Source organism: Streptomyces sp. NPDC091282 (genome assembly GCF_044757385.1).
GTDB classification, from domain to species: Bacteria; Actinomycetota; Actinomycetes; order Streptomycetales; family Streptomycetaceae; genus Streptomyces; species Streptomyces gramineus.
On sequence record NZ_JBIVUX010000001.1, the window covers coordinates 989,941 to 1,005,004 of the forward strand.

14 protein-coding genes are annotated in these 15,064 nt (G+C 71.7%); 5 read left to right on the top strand and 9 right to left on the bottom strand.

What is annotated here, in order from left to right:
• Positions 1-12: 12 nt before the first annotated feature.
• Positions 13-624: a DJ-1/PfpI family protein gene (locus tag ACIQOE_RS04485; protein ID WP_351319426.1), complete on the top strand. Its 612-nt coding sequence runs from the start codon at positions 13-15 to the stop codon at positions 622-624.
• 16 nt (positions 625-640) lie between these two features.
• Here ACIQOE_RS04485 and ACIQOE_RS04490 read toward each other — a convergent pair whose 3' ends face one another.
• The 4 genes from ACIQOE_RS04490 to ACIQOE_RS04505 all read right to left on the bottom strand — a co-directional run bounded on the left by ACIQOE_RS04490 (position 641) and on the right by ACIQOE_RS04505 (position 4,129).
• The gene (locus ACIQOE_RS04490) at positions 641-1,864 is read right to left on the bottom strand and encodes a cytochrome P450 (RefSeq protein ID WP_365572347.1); all 1,224 of its coding nucleotides are present in this window, start codon (positions 1,862-1,864) and stop codon (positions 641-643) included.
• Between the two features lie 52 nt (positions 1,865-1,916).
• Positions 1,917-2,534 carry a VOC family protein gene (locus ACIQOE_RS04495; RefSeq protein WP_399008145.1) on the bottom strand — a complete coding sequence of 206 codons (618 nt, stop codon included), beginning with the start codon at positions 2,532-2,534 and terminating at the stop codon, positions 1,917-1,919.
• A gap of 60 nt (positions 2,535-2,594) precedes the next feature.
• Complete coding sequence (locus tag ACIQOE_RS04500; protein ID WP_401409607.1) at positions 2,595-3,341, bottom strand: SDR family oxidoreductase; 747 nt, start codon at positions 3,339-3,341, stop codon at positions 2,595-2,597.
• Between the two features lie 260 nt (positions 3,342-3,601).
• Entirely contained in the window at positions 3,602-4,129 is a 528-nt protein-coding gene (locus ACIQOE_RS04505) for a winged helix-turn-helix transcriptional regulator (RefSeq protein ID WP_399008143.1), read from the bottom strand.
• Between the two features lie 109 nt (positions 4,130-4,238).
• Here ACIQOE_RS04505 and ACIQOE_RS04510 point away from each other — a divergent pair, with 109 nt between their 5' ends.
• The 4 genes from ACIQOE_RS04510 (at position 4,239) to ACIQOE_RS04525 (ending at position 6,816) form a co-directional block, all read left to right on the top strand.
• Positions 4,239-4,589, top strand: a complete 351-nt coding sequence (locus ACIQOE_RS04510) for an antibiotic biosynthesis monooxygenase (RefSeq protein ID WP_365559779.1) — start codon at positions 4,239-4,241, stop codon at positions 4,587-4,589.
• Between the two features lie 15 nt (positions 4,590-4,604).
• Positions 4,605-5,405, top strand: coding sequence for an SDR family oxidoreductase (locus ACIQOE_RS04515; protein WP_401409610.1), 801 nt, complete (start codon positions 4,605-4,607; stop codon positions 5,403-5,405).
• 80 nt (positions 5,406-5,485) lie between these two features.
• Entirely contained in the window at positions 5,486-5,611 is a 126-nt protein-coding gene (locus ACIQOE_RS04520) for a hypothetical protein (protein WP_351319412.1), read from the top strand.
• Entirely contained in the window at positions 5,611-6,816 is a 1,206-nt protein-coding gene (locus tag ACIQOE_RS04525) for a cytochrome P450 (protein ID WP_351319410.1), read from the top strand. Before ACIQOE_RS04520 ends, ACIQOE_RS04525 begins: the two co-directional genes overlap by 1 nt.
• An 85-nt stretch (positions 6,817-6,901) precedes the next feature.
• Here the strand turns inward: ACIQOE_RS04525 and ACIQOE_RS04530 are convergent, their stop codons facing one another.
• The 5 genes from ACIQOE_RS04530 to mrdA all read right to left on the bottom strand — a co-directional run bounded on the left by ACIQOE_RS04530 (position 6,902) and on the right by mrdA (position 14,980).
• Positions 6,902-7,711, bottom strand: a complete 810-nt coding sequence (locus ACIQOE_RS04530; protein ID WP_401409612.1) for a S1 RNA-binding domain-containing protein — start codon at positions 7,709-7,711, stop codon at positions 6,902-6,904.
• A gap of 34 nt (positions 7,712-7,745) precedes the next feature.
• Complete coding sequence (locus tag ACIQOE_RS04535; protein WP_401409614.1) at positions 7,746-9,728, bottom strand: TIGR03960 family B12-binding radical SAM protein; 1,983 nt, start codon at positions 9,726-9,728, stop codon at positions 7,746-7,748.
• 103 nt (positions 9,729-9,831) lie between these two features.
• Positions 9,832-11,337, bottom strand: coding sequence for a CHAD domain-containing protein (locus tag ACIQOE_RS04540; RefSeq protein WP_401409616.1), 1,506 nt, complete (start codon positions 11,335-11,337; stop codon positions 9,832-9,834).
• 162 nt (positions 11,338-11,499) lie between these two features.
• Complete coding sequence (rodA, locus tag ACIQOE_RS04545) at positions 11,500-12,699, bottom strand: rod shape-determining protein RodA (RefSeq protein ID WP_351319402.1); 1,200 nt, start codon at positions 12,697-12,699, stop codon at positions 11,500-11,502.
• A gap of 28 nt (positions 12,700-12,727) precedes the next feature.
• A complete protein-coding gene (gene mrdA, locus ACIQOE_RS04550) occupies positions 12,728-14,980 on the bottom strand; it encodes a penicillin-binding protein 2 (RefSeq protein WP_365559790.1) in 2,253 nt (750 codons plus the stop codon).
• Positions 14,981-15,064: the final 84 nt, after the last annotated feature.

Below are 15,064 nucleotides of genomic sequence, written 5' to 3' on the forward strand. Positions count from 1 at the left end.
CGAGGAGACGCCATGCAGGTAGCCGTACTCACCTTCGACGGATTCAACGAACTCGACAGCTTCATCGCCGCCGCGCTGATCAACCGGTGCCGCGCCGACGGCCTGGAGGCCTTCATCACGACACCGACGCCGGTGGTCACGTCGATGAACGGCGTCGAGGTGACCGGGCAGCGCCCGATGGAGTTCGTGACCGAGGCCGACGTGGTGCTGGTCGGCAGCGGGGTACGGGCCCGTGAGGTGGCGGCCGACGACCGGCTGGTCTCCCGGCTGCGCCTCGACCCGTCCCGGCAGCTGGTCGGCGCGCAGTGCTCCGGCGCGCTGGTGCTCGCCCGGCTCGGCCTGCTCGGCTCGATGCCGGTCTGCACGGACCGCAGGACCAGGCCCTTCGTCGAGGCGGCCGGGTTCACCGTCCTGGACACGCCCTTCCACGCCGAGGGGAACGTCGCCACGGCCGGCGGCTGCCTGGCCTCCCAGTACCTCGCCGCCTGGGTGATGACCCGGACCCTCGGCGAGGACGCGGCCCGCGGGGTCCTCGACTACGTCGCTCCGGTCGGGGAGAACGAGGAGACCGTCGACCGCGCGCTGCGCGCCGTCCGTACCGCCACGGCCACGGCCGCCCGCTGACGGCGCCCCCGCCCGCTCAGGCGGTCAGGCCCGTCGCGGACACCGGCAGGTGGCGGGGGCCGCGCAGCACCGCGTTGGCGCGGTACGGCGGCGGGTCCTCCAGCAGCCGCAGGCCCTGGACCCGGCGGAACAGTTCGGGCAGGGCGAGCTGGGCCTCGACCCGGGCGAGCGGGGCGCCGAAGCAGTAGTGGATGCCGGTGTAGAAGCCGAGGTGTTCGTTGTCCGCGCGGTCCGGGTCGAACCGGTCGGGGTCCGCGAAGCGCCGCGGGTCGCGGTTGGCGGCGGCCACCATGATCCACACCAGTGAGCCCTCGGGGATGGTGGTGCCGGCCAGTTCGATGTCGGCCAGGGCGACGTTGAACGGGACGAACTGCACCGGCGGTTCGTAGCGCAGCATCTCCTCGACGAGCGGGACGGTCAGGGCCGGCCGGGTCCTGAACCTCTCCAGGACGTCGGGGTGGCGCAGCAGGGTGAGCGTGGTGTTGGTGATCAGGTTGACGGTGGTCTCGTGGCCGGCGACCAGCAGCAGGACCGCGGTGGCCACGAGGTCCCCGGGGGTCAGGCTGCCGCCGGGCCCGGTCTCCGGCGCGAGGGCGCTGAGCAGCCCCGGGCCGGGGTGCCGGCGCCTGGTCTCGATCAACTCGGCGAGGTAGGAGCTGAGTTCCCGGCGCGCCGACAGGATCTCCTCCTGGCCGATTCCCGCCTGCGCCGGGTCGATGTGGGAGGCGACGGCGTCCGCCCAGCCGTGGAAGCGCGGTTCGTCCTCGCGCGGCACGCCGAGGACCCGGCAGATGGCGGTGACGGGGAGCGGGTAGGCGAAGTCCTCGACGATGTCGATGCGGTCCTTGCCCTCGAAGTCGTCGAGGAGCCCGCCGACGACCGCGGCCAGTTCGCCGCGCAGGCTGTCGATGAACCCGGGGCTGTGGGGCGGGCCGAACGGCCGGTTGACGGCGGCGCGCAGCCGGTCGTGTTCGGGCGGGTCGGTGAAGATGAAGCTCGGCGGCAGGCCGGTCTCCTCCTCCGGCCGCGCGGGCCGCTCCGAGCCGGGCGGCCGGTGGCGCAGGTCCTGGCTCAGCCGCGGGTCGTTGGCCAGGCTCCGCGCCTCGTGGTAGGTGCTGACCAGGTAGGTGCCGTCGTCCTCCCGCAGCACCGGTGTCCTGCGCAGTTCGGCGTAGAGCGGGTAGGGGTCGGCGCGGTTGGCGGGGTCGAGGATCCGCGCGGAGAGGGTGCCGGGCTTCATGGTGTCTCCTGGTGGTGTCTCCTGCCGAGGCCGTCCGGGCTCCGGGCCTCGCTCACTCGGGCAGCGGCGTGCCGGCCTGTTCGGCGGCCATGTACCGCGCGTACCAGTCGGGCCAGTCGGGGTCGGGGGCGCCGGTGCGTGCCTCGTGCTCGCCGTGGGCGGCCTCGGCGCGCCGCAGGGCGCTCGCCAGGTCCTCGGCCGAGGCGTACGAGGTGGCCGCGGGATCCAGCCGGCCAGGCAGCCGGTCGGTGACCTCCTGGAGGAGCCAGCCGTTGCCGTCCGGGTCGCTGAACGACAGGAAGGAGCCGTAGCTGCCGTGCTGCGGGGCGGGGCCGGGCAGCCGGGCGTCGCCGTCGGCGTGGTGGAAGACCCCGCCGGCGTCGTGGAACACCTCGCTGGGGCGGGCGCCGTGCTGGGCGAGTTCGTCGCGGGCGGTGTCGATGTCGTCGACGACCAGGTGCAGCCCGCGGGCCGAGCCCGGCGCCTGTTCGGTGACCGCCTCGCCGAAGATGACCGACGCCGGGGAGCCGGGCGGGGTCAGCTGCACGACCCGGAACTCCCCGTCGGTGGCGACGTCCGCGTCGAGCCGCCAGCCGAGCCCGGTGTAGAAGTCCTTGGCCCGGTCCACGTCGGACACCGGCACCACGACGACCTCTAGCTTCATGTCCATGGCTTGCACTTCCCGTCTCTCGGGGGCCACCGGCGACGGCAGGGCGCGCGGGGCACCGGCTCAGTGCGCGAGGAGCTGCTGGCCGCCGTCGATGTCGTAGGTGGCGCCGGTGAGGGCGTCGTTGACCATGAGGTGTACGGCGAGGGCGGCGACGTCGGCGGGACCGACCACCCGGCCGATGGGCAGGGTCCTCCTCAACTCCTCGCGCCGGGCGTCGAGTTCGTCGCCCAGCAGGGCGGCCGACAGCGGGGTGTCCACGAATCCGGCGGCGATGAGCGCGACCCGGACCGGGGCGACCTCCAGCGCCAGGTTGGCGACGAGCGCCGGCAGCGCGGCGGTGACGGCGCCGGTCACCGCCATGCCGGGCGCGGGCCGCCGGCCGCCGGTACCGCCGATGAAGACCAGCGCCCCGCCGGGCCTGACCTTCCCGCGGCTCGCCCGTGCCACCGCCACCGCCAGGGCGAGCCGCCCGCCGAAGTCCCGTCCGGCGTCGGCCGGATCGAGTGCGTCGAGCGGGGTGTACGCGGGGCTGCCCGCCGTCACCAGCACGTGGTCGACCGTCCCGGGCAGGCCGCCGAGGAAGCGCTCGGTCCGTGCGGTGTCGAAGGCGTCGAAGGCGGCCGTGCGCACGGGGTGGAGTTCGGCGGCGGCCCGGCGCAGGCGTTCGGCGTCGCGTGCCACGAGGACCGGTTCGCCGCCGGCCGCGCGGACCTGCCGTGCGGTCTCCAGGCCGATGCCCGCGCTGCCGCCGAGCACCACGACCGTCTGCCCGGCGAGTTCACCGCGGCCCGTCCCGTCACCGCTCATGGCGACGGGCTCCGTCCCGGTGGCAGCCGGGGGTGCGTCAGGTGCCGCGCTCGGAAGGTGTCAGCAGTCATGGACGGTTCCCAACTGGCCGGCGACCGGATCGCTCGCTGCCCGGGACGCGGCACGGCGGACACCGCCGACGGCAGCCCGCGAGCCCTCCGCTCCCCCGGGCTCCGCGTCACGCTCCGTCGCGGACCCGCCGTCTCGGGACCCTCAGTCTGTCACTCCGCCGGCCGAACGGCATCCGGGCCGGGGCCCCTTCACCGGGGCAGCGTGACGGGGTCCAGGAGCCGGCGCGGCCCGTCGATCGCCGCGGAAACGGGATCCTCGCCGCGGTCCTCCGGCTCGAATCCGGGGCCGGTCTCCAGCACGGTCTCCGGGACCGGGACGGCCGAGCCGCACGTCGCGCACCGTCCGTCGCGGTCGATCGGACCGCCGTCGCGCTCGTGCCGGAAGACCCGCTTCGCCCCCGCCGGCGAGTAGAAGGCGTCTCCCCAGGCCATCAGGGCGCGCAGGACGGGCCACAGCTCGACGCCCTTGGCCGTCAGCCGGTACTCGACCGCGCCGCCCGTCCCGTCGTCCCGGGTGAACACGCCTTCCCGGACGAGCGACTTGAGCCGGTCGGTCAGCACCGCGCGCGGGATGCCGAGCTGGGCGGCGAAGTCCCCGAACCGGCGCACTCCGAAGAACGCGTCGCGGACGATCAGCAGTGTCCACCGCTCCCCCACGACCTCCAGGGTCCGTGCCAGCGAGCAGTTGCGGTCCGCGTAGGTGCTGGGCAGTGTCATGCGACCACCCTACCTCCGCCGGTTCACTCACTGAACCGATGCGTGCTACGGTCGTGAGCAGTGGCAGTTCAGTGACTGAACTGCCCTTCCCGAGCCGAGGAGCCCGACCTTGTACCAGTTCCTTGTGTCCTTCACCGTCCGGCCGGAACACCGCGCCGACTTCGTCCGGGCGGCCCGCGCCACCGCCCGCGACTCCCTGGCGAACGAACCCGGATCCCACCGGTTCGAGATCATCGCGGACGAGGAGGACGCGGACGTCTTCTACCTCAACGAGGTCTACGCCGACGCGGACGCGTTCGCCGCCCACGCCGCCGGTCCGTACTTCGCCGCGTTCTTCGCCGAGGCCGGTGCCTACGCCACCGGCCCGACCTGGCTGATGCGCGGAGAGGTCGTCGCCGGCCCCGACCCGGCGCCGGACCACGGCGCCGCCCCCGTCACCGCACCCTCCACCCCCTCCTGAACGGCGAGGTCCGCCATGTCCTCCGTCCTCGTCACCGGCGCCTCCCGAGGCATCGGCCGCGCCGTCGCCGCCGAACTGGCGGCCCGCGGCCACCGCGTGATCGCCACCGCACGCGACCCCGAGACCCTGGCCGGCCTGCCCGTCGACCAGCGGCTGCGCCTGGACGTCACCGACCAGGACACCGTCGACCTGGCCGTCCGCCGGGCGGGCGAGATCGACGTCCTGATCAGCAACGCCGGCGCCACCGTCCGGGCACCGCTGGAGAGCGTCCCGCCCGCCGAGGTCGAGCGGCTCTTCCGGCTCAACACCCTGGGCGCGCTGCGCGTGACCCAGGCCGTGCTCCCCGCGATGCGCCGGCGGGGAGCGGGCCGGCTGGTCTTCGTCTCCAGCGTCCAGGGCCGCCTGGTGCTCCCGCTGACCGGCCCGTACGCCGCCTCGAAATGGGCGCTGGAAGCCCTCGCCGAGACCCTCGCCCTGGAGACCGCCGGCTTCGGCGTGCAGGTGAGCATCGTCCAGCCCGGCGCGGTCTCCTCGGGCGGCGCCGAACGCGCGAAGGTGTTCCTGGCGGAGGACGACCCCTACCTCCCGCTGCAGGAGGCCCTGGCAGGCCTGCGCGGCGAGACGGTGACCCCGCAGGACGTGGCCGCGGTGGTGGCCCGGACCGTCGAGGAGCCCGATCCGCCGCTGCGGGTGCCGGTGGGGCCGCCCGCCGAACGCCTCCTGCGGGCACGCAAACAGGCTCCCGAGGACCGGCCCTTCCATCCCGCCGGGACCGGCCGGCAGCCGGGCGGAGCAGCGGACCCGCCCAAGTGTTAGCCCACCTGGACGGGTGCACCTGTGCCGGTCAGCGGTCGACGCGGTCTCTCGTGCTTGCATCCTGCGAGAAGGGCGATCACATGACCGACGAGAGACAGCAGGACACCCGCTCCCGATCCACCGCGTCCCGGCGCCGGGCACCGGTCGGGATCACCCACCAGGTCCAGCCCGTCCTCGCGGAACCCATTCCTGGAGGAGCCGGCTGATGGCCGCAGACAACGAGACCCCGACCTGTACGTTCAGCTTCAGCGAAGCGCTCGACTTCGACCCCGAGCTCGCGGACCTGATGAAACACCGTTCCCCCACGCGCATCCGGCTCCCCTACGGCGACGCGGAGGCCTGGCTGGTCACCGGCTTCGACGCCGTCAAGCAGGTGACCACCGACGCGCGGTTCAGCCGCGCCGGCATCATCGGCCACGACTACCCCCGGATGACGGCGGAGCCCATCGTCTCGCCGGAGTCGATCAACGTGATGGACGTGCCGCAGAGCAGCCGCGTCCGCCACCTGGCCTCGCAGGCCTTCACGCAGCCGCGGGTCGACCTCATGCGGGACCGGATCGTCGGGCTCACCGACCGTCTCCTGGACGACATGGAGAAGGCCGGCCCCCCGGCGGACGTCGTGGAGCACCTCGCCGACCGGCTTCCCCAGCACGCCGTCCTGGACCTGCTCGGCATCGAGCGCGAGGACTGGTCCCGGATCGGGAAGGCCGTCCACCAGCTGCTCGTCGTCGGCGAGGGCGGCAAGGAGGCCGCGGTCAAGGCCAAGGCCGACCTGACGGACTATTTCGCCGAGCTGGTCGCCCTGCGCCGCACCTCGCCCGGCCCGGACATCATCAGCGCGATGGCCGCGGCGCGGGAGAACGAGGACCACCTCGACGACAGGGAACTGGCCGTCATGGCGCTGACCCTGGCGCTCAGCGGCCAGGACACGGCGACCTGCGAGATCAGCAACATCGTCTACCTGCTGCTGACGCAGCCCGACCTGATGCGGGACCTCACGGCCCGTCCCGAGACGCTGACCGACGTCCTGCACGAGATGCTGCGCTGCATCCCGTTCCGCAAGGGCGTCGGGATCCCGCGGGTGGCGCTGGAGGACGTCGAGCTCGACGGCGCGCAGATCAAGGCGGGCGACTTCGTGCACGTGTCGTACCTGACCGCGAACCGTGACCCGGAGCGCTACCAGGCCCCGCACGACATCGACCCGGAACGCCCGAGCGCCCCGCACATGACCTTCGGCTGGGGCGGCCACCGCTGCATCGCGATGCCGCTGGCCATGGCCGAACTCGAAGTGGCCGTGGGCCGCCTCGTGGAGCGGTTCCCGAACCTGCGGCTCGCGGTACCGCCGGAGAAGGTGCGCTGGGACACCGAGACGATCCGGCGCTTCCCGCTGGAACTGCCGGTGACCTGGTAGAAGAACCGACAGCGTGCCGGCCCGGACGCCCCGCCCGGCCCGGCACGCCGTCGGCGGCCGGCGCCGGGCCGCGTTCTCGACCCGCTCAGGCCTGCCGCCGGGACAGTGACAGCCGGCGCCGCTGGCGGTCGACGTCCACGACGACGACCGTCAGCTCATCGCCGACCCGTACGACGTCCTCCGGCGCGGCCACGGGCACCGGGCTCAGCTCGGACAGATGCACCATGCCCTCGATGCCGTCGGCGACCTCCACGAAGGCACCGAACGGGACCAGTTTCGTCACCCGCCCACTCAGCCTCTGTCCCACCACGATGCCGTCGGCGAACACCAGGAAGGGGTCCGGCTGCATCGCCCGCAGGGACAGCCGGGCCTCCCCGTTCCAGTCGTCGAACTGCAAGAACTCGCACGACACCCGCTGCCCGACCTCGACGACGTCGGAAGCGGTCTCGAAACGACGCCAGGACAGCTCGGGATACGTGATGAAGCCGACGCCGGGAAACACCGGATGCTCAGGACCCTCGTCCAGCGCCACGAAGACCCCGAACGACTCGATCGCCGCCACCGTGCCGGTCAAGCACTGCCCAGGACGAAGCCCTTTGAGGAACGCCCAGAGCTCCGGATTCTCGATGGCCGCCATCGACAGCCGCACCCCGCCCTCGTCCACCGCCGTCACCTCGCCGGCGATCCTCTCTCCGACCACAGCGACGTCGGCGAAGCGCCGGCGCCAGGAACCCTCCAACGGGCCCACCGTGCCGAGCGGCCGGTCGGTGAAGCCGTCCAGGAGCACCTGGATCCCGGACCGGGAAACCGCGACGACCGTGCCGTGGCACACGTCCCCGACACCGATCGCCGCCAGAAACCTGCGGACGTCCCCTCCGGCCGACGCGTCCCCCATGTCGTGAAGACTCTCACGGGAGGGACCGCTCACCTCAGTGCGTATGCCCGCTCGCGGCCGGCGTCGGACCCGCGTTCTTGACCGTCAGCGGGAGCAGCTTCTTGCCGGTCGGGCCGACCTGGATCTGGGTGTCCATGGCCGGGCAGACCCCGCAGTCGAAGCAGGGGGTCCAGCGGCAGTCCTCGACCTCGGTCTCGTCGAGGGCGTCCTGCCAGTCCTCCCAGAGCCAGTCCTTGTCGAGGCCGGAGTCGAGGTGGTCCCAGGGCAGGACCTCCTCGTAGCCGCGCTCGCGGGTGGTGTACCAGTCGACGTCCACGCCGAGGGCGGGCAGCGTCTTGTCGGCGCAGGCCATCCAGCGGTCGTAGGAGAAGTGCTCGCGCCAGCCGTCGAAGCGGCCGCCGTCCTCGTAGACCGCGCGGATCACGGCGCCGACGCGGCGGTCGCCGCGGGAGAGCAGGCCCTCGACGATGCCGGGCTTGCCGTCGTGGTAGCGGAAGCCGATCGAGCGGCCGTACTTCTTGTCGCCGCGGATCTTGTCCCGCAGCTTCTCCAGGCGGGCGTCCGTCTCCTGCGCGGACAGCTGCGGGGCCCACTGGAACGGGGTGTGCGGCTTGGGGACGAAACCGCCGATGGAGACCGTGCAGCGGATGTCGCCCTGGCCGGAGACCTCGCGGCCCTTCTGGATGACGTTCATCGCCATGTCGGCGATCTGCAGGACGTCCTCGTCGGTCTCGGTGGGCAGGCCGCACATGAAGTAGAGCTTCACCTGGCGCCAGCCGTTGCCGTAGGCGGTGGCGACCGTGCGGATCAGGTCGTCCTCCGAGACCATCTTGTTGATGACCTTGCGCATGCGCTCGGAGCCGCCCTCGGGGGCGAAGGTGAGGCCGGAGCGGCGGCCGTTGCGGGTCAGCTCGTTCGCCAGGTCGACGTTGAAGGCGTCGACCCGGGTGGAGGGCAGGGAGAGGCCGATCTTGTCCTCGGTGTAGCGGTCGGCCAGTCCCTTGGCGATGTCGCCGATCTCCGAGTGGTCGGCGGAGGACAGGGAGAGCAGGCCGACCTCCTCGAAGCCGGTCGCCTTGAGGCCCTTGTCGACCATCTCGCCGATGCCGGTGATCGAGCGCTCGCGGACCGGGCGGGTGATCATGCCGGCCTGGCAGAAGCGGCAGCCGCGGGTGCAGCCGCGGAAGATCTCCACGGACATGCGCTCGTGGACGGTCTCGGCGAGCGGGACGAGCGGCTGCTTGGGGTAGGGCCACTCGTCCAGGTCCATGACGGTGTGCTTGGAGACCCGCCACGGCACGCCGGACTTGTTGGGGACCACGCGGGCGATCCGGCCGTCGGCCAGGTACTCGACGTCGTAGAAGGCGGGGACGTAGACGGAGCCGGTCTTCGCGAGGCGGAAGAGGACCTCCTCGCGGCCGCCGGGGCGGCCCTCCGCCTTCCAGTCGCGGATGATCTTCGTCATGTCGAGGACGGCCTGCTCGCCGTCGCCGATGATCGCCGCGTCGATGAAGTCGGCGATGGGCTCCGGGTTGAAGGCCGCGTGGCCGCCGGCCAGGACGATCGGGTCGTCCAGGCCGCGGTCCTTGGACTCCAGCGGGATGCCCGCGAGGTCCAGCGCGGTGAGCATGTTGGTGTAGCCCAGCTCCGTGGAGAAGGACAGGCCGAACACGTCGAAGGCCTTCACCGGGCGGTGGCTGTCCACCGTGAACTGCGGGACCCGGTGCTCGCGCATCAGCGCCTCCAGGTCCGGCCACACGCTGTACGTGCGCTCGGCGAGGACGCCCTGCTGCTCGTTGAGCACCTCGTAGAGGATCATGACGCCCTGGTTGGGCAGACCGACCTCGTAGGCGTCCGGGTACATGAGCGCCCAGCGGACGTCGCAGTCCTGCCAGGGCTTGACCGTGGAGTTGAGCTCTCCGCCGACGTACTGGATCGGCTTCTGCACATGCGGGAGCAGAGCTTCGAGCTGCGGGAACACAGACTCGGCGACCTGGGCGGCGGCTTCGGCAGGCATCTCGCGGACCTTTGTGAGCTGACTGGGGGCACCCCCGGCCGACGGCTGGGGGGAGGGTGGTCATCCAGCCTAGCGCGCCCGGCGGTGTCCCCCGTACGCCCGCTCAGACGCGGACGTCCTCGGTGATCCTGCGCCAGGCGCGCGGCGTCCTCGCCTCCACCTCCGCGGCCCGCCGCTCCTCGCGGCCGTACAGCAGCCCGTAGGTGAACGCGCTCTCGCCGGCCGCGTGCGCCACGGCGGACAGTTCGCGCAGGGTCCGGCGGGCCATGACGCTGTCCTGGTGCTCGCCGAGCAGGGACTGGAGCGACTTCATGGATGCGACCAGTGCCTTCGCGGGGCGGCCGAGGGCGGGGCGGGCCGCCTCGGCGGCGTAGCGGGTGCGCTTGGCCTTCTTGCGGGCCTCGTGCAGGCCGAGGTCGCGCTCGTGGCCGGGGGGCTGGTCCATGGCGGTCTCGATCAGGCCGGTCACCTTCGCGAAGTCCCGGCGTACGGCCTTGGCGAGGACCTTCTCCGGGTCCCCGGCGGCGGCCCGGCGCAGCGGCGGGTCGGCGAGCAGGGCGTCCAGGGTGTCCAGCAGGGCGAGGTGGCGCCGGGAGTCGAGGACGCCGAGGAGCCGGCCGCGGGAGCCGCGGGCGCCGGCTTCGGCCCAGGCGTGCAGCCGGTCGTGGACCGGTCCTGAGACGAGCGGGCCGGGGACCTCGTCCAGGGCGGCGAGCAGGCGTTCGGCGAGGACCTCCTGGTCGCGGCCCACGCCGAGTTCCCCGGCGAGCCATTTCAGCTCGTCGGCGACCGGGTCGGTGACCCGCCGGTCGAGGACCTTGCCGAAGGTGCGGAAGGTGCTGCGCAGCCGCCGGGTGGCCACCCGCATGTCGTGGACGCCCTCCTCGGTGTCCAGGCGGACGGCGGGGTCGAGGGCGACGATGGCGTCCCGCTGGGCGCGGACGTAGGCGAGGACGTGGTCACCGGCCGTGACGGGTGCGCCGGGGCCCGACGTGGGCGGGTGCGGTTTGCCGCCCTTGGTCGCGGTCAGGGCCCGGCCCAGTTTGGAGGCGGACTTCGAGGGCCGTACGCCCGCCTTGCCGAGGCGTTTCTCCACCTTGTCGAGGAAGGCCGGGTCGCCGCCGTCGGCGAGTTCCACCTCGATCTCGGTCCACTGCGCCTTGCCGGTGCCGCCGAAGAGCCGTTCGGCGCGGACGTGGTCGACGCTGACCTCGGCGAGCAGGGCGCCGTCGGCGTCGACGAGGTGGCGGATGTCGCGGGTGGTGCGCAGGCGGATCACCGGGACCAGCCGGCCCTCGCGGACCCGGGAGCGGGTCAGGCCGGCCAGTTCGGCGGGGAGGGCGTCGGAGAGCGGGGCGTGGATCTCGTCGCGGACGCCGGGGGCGACCGGGAGTTTGAGGTGCCAGCCGGCGTCGGTGCCTCCGGTGCGGTGGCGCAGGGTGACGCCGGCCGAGGCGAGCCGCAGGTCGGAGGTGTCGTGGTAGGTGGCGTCGAGTTCGGCGGTGCCCTTGTCCACGACGTTCGCCACGCCGGCGACGCCGGTCAGGTCGGGCAGCCCGCTCTCGTCGGATTCGTACTTGCGCTCGATCTCACGCTTCGTATCCGCCATGAACCGAATCTAATCGCCCGGGCGCCGCGAGGACAGCGGGCCCGGGAGGTGAATCCGGAGTGGCACAAAAACGAGGGTGAGGTGAACAACCGGCAAACGGCCCTTTCGCCGCATACCGGATGCCCCGCTCACCCTCGCCGCCGTCTCGTGGCGCCGCCCCCCTCAGGCGGACATGGGGCGCTGCACTCTGATCGACTGGAGCAGCCCCACCGCCACCCACACCACGAACATCGACGAGCCGCCGTACGACACGAACGGCAGCGGCAGGCCGGTGACCGGCATGATGCCGAGGGTCATGCCGATGTTCTCGAACGCCTGGAACGCGAACCAGGCCACGATGCCGGCCGCCACGACCGTGCCGTACAGCTCGGTCGTCTCGCGGGCGATCCGGCAGGCACGCCACAGGACGACGCCGAGCAGCACGATGATCAGGCCCGCGCCGGCGAAGCCCAGTTCCTCTCCCGCCACCGTGAAGACGAAGTCGGTCTGCTGCTCGGGCACGAACTGGCCGGTGGTCTGCGAGCCGTGGAAGAGGCCCGCGCCGGTCAGTCCGCCGGAGCCGATGGCGATCCGGGCCTGGTTGGTGTTGTAGCCGACGCCGGCCGGGTCGAGTTCCGGGTTGGCGAAGGCCGCGAAGCGGTTGATCTGGTACTCGTCCAGGATGTGCAGCTGCCAGACCGCGATCGCGCCCAGCAGGCCGGTCGCCAGCAGGCCGAAGATCCAGCGGTTGGAGGCGCCGGAGGCGAGCAGCACGGCCAGGATGATGATCACCATGACCATGACCGAGCCGAGGTCGGGCATCAGCAGCACGATCAGGATCGGCACCGAGGCCAGCCCGAGTGCCTGCAGGACCGTGCGGTGGTCCGGGTACTTCTTGTCGCCGGCGTCGACGCGGGCCGCCAGTATCATCGCCATCCCCAGGATGATCGTGATCTTGACGAACTCGGACGGCTGGAGCGAGAAGCCGCCGCCGAGCACGATCCAGGAGTGCGCGCCGTTGACGGTGGAGCCCAGCGGGGTGAGCACGGCGAGGATGCCGAGCAGCGACAGGCCGTACAGGATCGGCACCGCGTTGCGCAGCTGGCGGTGGCCGATCCAGACCGTGCCGATCATCAGGCCGAGCCCGATGCCGGTGTTCATCAGGTGCCGGAGCAGGAAGTAGTACTGGTCGCCCTGGTTGATCTCGGTGCGGTTGCGGGTCGCCGAGTACACCAGCAGGGAGCCGAGCAGGGACAGCGCCAGGGCCGCCATCAGCATCGGCCAGTCCAGGCGGCGGGCCATCGAGTCCCGGGCGAAGACCCGGGTCCAGCCGGCCCGCGCGGGACCGTATCCGGAGACGGAGAAGCTGTTGGCTCCGGTCATGCCGCGAACCTCCCGTCGCACACGCACGTCACGTCAGCATCCTCCGGCTTCCCCTCTTCCGCGCCCGCCTTCGGGTGTCGCGGTTGCCCGTGGACGGCGAGGACGAGGTGGCCGGGGTCGGCTGGCCGCTGCCGTCGCCCTTGTCGCCCTGCTGGCTCGCCTGGAAGTCCTTCGCCGCGTCCTTGGAGACCTTCGGGGAGGCGATGGTGCCGTCCGTGCGGACCTTGGGCAGGCCCTGCTGCGGGGTGTAGAGCAGCGCCTTGTTCTTGTCGATGGAGCCGTTGGCGCCGACGCCGTACAGCGCGCTGTAGATGTTGCGGACCGCCTCACCGGAGGCACCGGAACCGGTTCCGGCCTGGGCGATGGTCATGATGACCGTGTAGTCCTTGGAGTACGTCGCCAGCCACGAGGTGGTCTGCTTGCCGTAGACCTCGGCGGTACCGGTCTTGCCGTGCAGGGCGATCTTGTCCTGCGGCCAGCCGCCGAACTTCCAGGCGGCGGTACCGCGGGTGATGACGCCCGCGAAGGCGTCGTCCATGCCCTTGAGGGTGGCCTGGCTGACGGGCAGCTTGCGGACCGGCTTGGGCTTGATCTCCTGGACGGTCCTGCCGTCGGCGCTGACGACCGCCTTGCCGATGGTCGGCTGGTACTCGGTGCCGCCGTTGGCCACCGCGCCGTAGATCATCGCCTCCTGGATCGGCGTGACGAGCGTGTCGCCCTGGCCGATGGAGTAGTTGATCTCGTCACCCTCGCGCATCTTGTTGCCTTCGAGGCAGTTCTCGTACTCGATCTTCTCGACGTACGAGCCGTCCTTCTTGCCGGACTTGCACCAGGCGTCCTTGTTGGCGTTCCAGTAGTCGAGCTTCCACTGGCGGTCGGGGACGCGGCCGGTGACCTCGTTGGGGAGGTCGACGCCGGTCTCCTTGCCGAGGCCGAACTGGTGGGCCGTCTTGAAGAACCAGTCCTTGGGCTGGTTCTTCTTCGGGTTGATGCCGCCGTCCTTCTTCCACTCGCTGTCGGCGAGGCCGTAGAAGACGGTGTCGCAGGACACCTCCAGGGCGCGGCCGAGCGAGATCGGGCCGAAGTTCTCGCCCTCGAAGTTCTTGAAGACCTGGCCGCCCACCGAGTACGAACTCGTGCAGGGATATCCGCCGTCCCAGACGTAACCGGCCTGGACCGCGGCGGCCGTGGAGACCACCTTGAACGTCGAACCGGGCGCCGCCTGACCCTGTATGGCCCTGTTGAGCAGCGGGTAGTCGGAGTTCTTGCCGGTGAGGGCCTTGTAGTCCTTGGCGGAGATGCCGCCGACCCAGACGTTCGGGTCGTAGGTGGGCGCGGAGGCCATGGCCACGATCCGGCCCGTCTTGGCCTCCATCACGACGACGGCGCCGGAGTCGGCCTTGTAGTTCTGGCTGGTGATCTTGTCGTACTGCTGGCGGGCGACCTTCATCGCCTTGTCCAGCTCGTACTCGGCGACCCGCTGGACGCGGGAGTCGATGCTGGTGACCAGGTTGGAACCGGGCTGGGCGGCGTCGGACTTGGCCTTGCCGATGACCCGGCCGAGATTGTCCACCTCGTAGCGGGTGACGCCGGCCTTGCCGCGCAGTTCCTTGTCGTACTGGCGCTCCAGCCCGGAGCGGCCGACCATGTCCGAGCGCAGGTAGGGCGAGCTGCTGTTCTGGGCCTGCTGGATCTCGTCGTCGGTGACCGGGGAGAGGTAGCCGAGGACCTGCGAGGTGTTGGCCTTGCCGGGAGCCGGGTAGCGGCGCACGGCCTCGGGTTCGGCGGTGATGCCGGGGAAGTCCTCGGCGCGCTCGCGGATCTGCAGGGCCTGCTTGGCGGTGGCCTCGTCGGTGATCGGGATCGGCTGGTAGGGAGAACCGTTCCAGCAGGGCTGCGGGGTCTTGGAGTCGCAGAGGCGGACCTTCTGCATGACGTCGGTGGGGTTCATGCCGAGGACGCCCGCGAGCTTGGTGAGGACCGCCTTGCCGTCGTCCTTCTGCTTGAGCAGGTCGGTACGGGAGGCGGAGACCACGAGCCGGGTCTCGTTGTCGGCGATGGGGACTCCGCGCGCGTCCAGGATCGAGCCGCGCACGGCGGGCTCGACGACCTGCTGGACGTGGTTGCCGGAGGCCTCCTTCTGGTACTCGGCGCCCTCACGGATCTGCAGGTACCACAGACGGCCGCCGAGCGTGCCGAGCAGGGAGAGCACCAGGATCTGGATGACGACGAGACGGATCTGGACCCGTGGGCTCCGACCGGTCTCGGGAATGTTGGTCACTGGGTTGCCTCCCCCTCTCCGTGCTGTACGTACGTGTCATATACGACGAAGCTGTGGGCCGCGTCGCCGGGCGGCCGGGTGAAC

Coding starts and splice junctions, on each gene's coding strand:
- ACIQOE_RS04500 (WP_401409607.1), bottom strand. CDS start 3,341: ATGAGCGGTGACGGGACGGGCCGCGGTGAACTCGCCGGGCAGACGGTC.
- rodA (WP_351319402.1), bottom strand. CDS start 12,699: ATGACCGGAGCCAACAGCTTCTCCGTCTCCGGATACGGTCCCGCGCGG.
- ACIQOE_RS04490 (WP_365572347.1), bottom strand. CDS start 1,864: ATGAAGCCCGGCACCCTCTCCGCGCGGATCCTCGACCCCGCCAACCGC.
- ACIQOE_RS04515 (WP_401409610.1), top strand. CDS start 4,605: ATGTCCTCCGTCCTCGTCACCGGCGCCTCCCGAGGCATCGGCCGCGCC.
- ACIQOE_RS04505 (WP_399008143.1), bottom strand. CDS start 4,129: ATGACACTGCCCAGCACCTACGCGGACCGCAACTGCTCGCTGGCACGG.
- ACIQOE_RS04530 (WP_401409612.1), bottom strand. CDS start 7,711: ATGGGGGACGCGTCGGCCGGAGGGGACGTCCGCAGGTTTCTGGCGGCG.
- ACIQOE_RS04525 (WP_351319410.1), top strand. CDS start 5,611: ATGGCCGCAGACAACGAGACCCCGACCTGTACGTTCAGCTTCAGCGAA.
- ACIQOE_RS04540 (WP_401409616.1), bottom strand. CDS start 11,337: ATGGCGGATACGAAGCGTGAGATCGAGCGCAAGTACGAATCCGACGAG.
- ACIQOE_RS04520 (WP_351319412.1), top strand. CDS start 5,486: ATGACCGACGAGAGACAGCAGGACACCCGCTCCCGATCCACCGCGTCC.
- ACIQOE_RS04485 (WP_351319426.1), top strand. CDS start 13: ATGCAGGTAGCCGTACTCACCTTCGACGGATTCAACGAACTCGACAGC.
- ACIQOE_RS04495 (WP_399008145.1), bottom strand. CDS start 2,534: ATGGACATGAAGCTAGAGGTCGTCGTGGTGCCGGTGTCCGACGTGGAC.
- ACIQOE_RS04535 (WP_401409614.1), bottom strand. CDS start 9,728: ATGCCTGCCGAAGCCGCCGCCCAGGTCGCCGAGTCTGTGTTCCCGCAG.